The 2,120-nt window shown below is 37.6% G+C and carries 3 protein-coding genes; all 3 read right to left on the bottom strand.

The annotated features are described in order from the left end of the window. Nucleotides 1-101 precede the first annotated feature (101 nt). Genes ACUVXA_RS20175 through ACUVXA_RS20165 form a run of 3 tightly spaced genes read right to left on the bottom strand, consistent with a single transcriptional unit; the run spans nt 102 to nt 2,036 of the window. On the bottom strand, nt 102-755 hold the full coding sequence (locus ACUVXA_RS20175) for a DUF1122 family protein (RefSeq protein ID WP_445873088.1): 654 nt from the start codon (nt 753-755) through the stop codon (nt 102-104). Between the two features lie 57 nt (nt 756-812). Then, nucleotides 813-1,406 carry an archaeoflavoprotein AfpA gene (gene afpA, locus ACUVXA_RS20170; RefSeq protein ID WP_445873087.1) on the bottom strand — a complete coding sequence of 198 codons (594 nt, stop codon included), beginning with the start codon at nt 1,404-1,406 and terminating at the stop codon, nt 813-815. A gap of 36 nt (nt 1,407-1,442) precedes the next feature. Continuing rightward, entirely contained in the window at nt 1,443-2,036 is a 594-nt protein-coding gene (locus ACUVXA_RS20165; RefSeq protein WP_445873086.1) for a flavodoxin family protein, read from the bottom strand. Nucleotides 2,037-2,120 lie beyond the last annotated feature (84 nt).

Below are 2,120 nucleotides of genomic sequence, written 5' to 3'. Positions count from 1 at the left end.
AACCGAACACCATTTAGGCGGTGTCCTAAATGGGTAAGTTTCGGACAACGGTTTAGCCGAGTAAACAAAATAATTGCAAAAAAGGTTGCAAAATTATTTTATTATTTGAAAAATTCTTTCAGCTTGCTTTGAATATTTTTAGCTCTAACAACGGCTCTGATTACATACCATTCATGTTCATCTGCAATTTGTTCTTTTTCGAGAAATATTTTAACATTTTCATATATTGCTTTTAATTGGCGGACTACTGACTCCTCGTTTGGTTTCTCACCCTGAAGCTTTATTCCTCCTTCCCAGAAGCCCTCAGCAAAATACCAGTCTTTAAACCACGTGAATCCCAACCCAAATAGCTTGTAACCAAGACGACTAACCGGTGGTGGCAAACCAGCTCCTAGCTGTCTTCTGGTTTCTTCATCATCATAGTATTCAACGAAAATACTTTCCCCCTCATTGAGCGCTTGAGAAAAGAGTAACAACAGTTTGTCCTCTAAGAAGGAATTAAAATATTCTACTATTTCTCTTCCAAGATTTACATTTTTTTTAATATCGTAGAATTCCACCCAAGCTGTATGATAAGGTGGTCTACCATAAAAAACCTTGATATCTATGAGTCGATCTTCATGCTCATCTCTTTTTAAATATACATCTAAATTTACTTCTTCCCGAAATCTGCCCTTCGAAATCTTTTTAGAATAAACAATGAAACCGTTAATTACAATACCATTAGCTAAAGCTTCAACTACTTCTTTCAACATTGTGGCTTACCATAAAATGGTGAATTAATAGAAAATTTAAAAGAATTTGGGAGATTTTTAGGTCGGTTTGTAGCCGAACTTTTCTCTGAATACTTCATAAATTTCTTCGGGCTTTTCCAGTACATGTACGTCTTCCATTTTACGTAGTTTTCTTACATGTTCCACGTCTTCTTCTCTTATCCTCAAATTTAAGTCCCGCCCATCAGGAAGCTTTGTGACTACGGTGCCCACTTCATAATCGGAAGGCATTATGTAGACCGGAACATAGGCTTTCAAACTCATAACTGCTGCGTTAGAGAGCAGGCTGTCTGCTAATCCCATAGCAATCTTAGCCACCGTGTTCGATGTTGCCGGAGCGATTAGTAAAAATTCGAATTTTCCCATCTGCAACATACCAGCTAGAAAAGGTGAATTGGAATTTGTTTCAACCCAAACCTTATCAAAAATCTCTACTATGTCTTTACTTAACTTGTACCATTTCAAGACTTGATCTCCAGCCTTAGAAACGTAGACTCTAATGTCCACCACATCTTCAAAATCATCTTTTACCTTCTTCATAACCTCAAAGGTTTCAATTAATCTATCTCCACTTCCCGTAATTCCCCAAGCTATTTTTGGTATCTTCTTTTTTTCCGGTTTTTTTTCAACCATAATTTCCCCTCCACACATAGTATGCATTAACCTTTTTTACTTTTTATTTACTTCATTTTTCTCTAAAAACTTGGCAAACTTTTTTACGGTTTTTCTCAAGCTTCTGAATCCTTCTTCATCTTGTTTAACTCCTTCTAGAGTGTCTTTTGACCAAAATGTTGCCCCCAAGTTTGCTCCAAAGGAACCCCCGCTAATTGGTATGACTCCATTTAAAACGTAAAACGTGATAATTTGCTGTATTGCCAGTTCCTGTCCCCCCATTCTGTCACCGCCGACTGCAATAGCCATACCCGCTTTGTACTGTAAGACGTTGATGTCTGCTGCGAATAAGGCTCTACACCTGTCCATAATTGCTTTTGTTTGTGCACTTATTGCACCGTTATATACTGGTGTAGCGATTATGATTCCCTGTGCATCCCTGAGCAGTGGATAAAGCTCAAACATGTCATCTTTGAAGCGACATTCCTTATTTTTAATGCAGTAGTCGCAGTGCTTACAGGGACCGATGTTTTTTCCTCTCACGCTGAAAAATGTGGTTTTGAAGCCTATCTCTTCCAGCATTTTCAAAGCTTCTTTTAAAACGTATTCAGTTGCCTTTTTCCTCGGACTTCCGGAAATGCCAAGTATCAATTTCACTCCTCGTTAGTCATATGAATCCTTAAGATTTATTAATATTCTCACTTAAATTATGGATTCCAAATCCTTGCTGAAAAC

This window comes from Candidatus Jordarchaeum sp., assembly GCF_052745115.1.
The sequence above is the reverse complement of the archived record's forward strand: the minus strand, read 5'-3'. Positions and strand labels throughout refer to the sequence as shown.

Bases quoted from the DNA above. Each gene is read 5' to 3' on its own strand.
- ACUVXA_RS20175 (WP_445873088.1), bottom strand. From the start codon at position 755: ATGTTGAAAGAAGTAGTTGAAGCTTTAGCTAATGGTATTGTAATTAAC.
- afpA (WP_445873087.1), bottom strand. From the start codon at position 1,406: ATGGTTGAAAAAAAACCGGAAAAAAAGAAGATACCAAAAATAGCTTGG.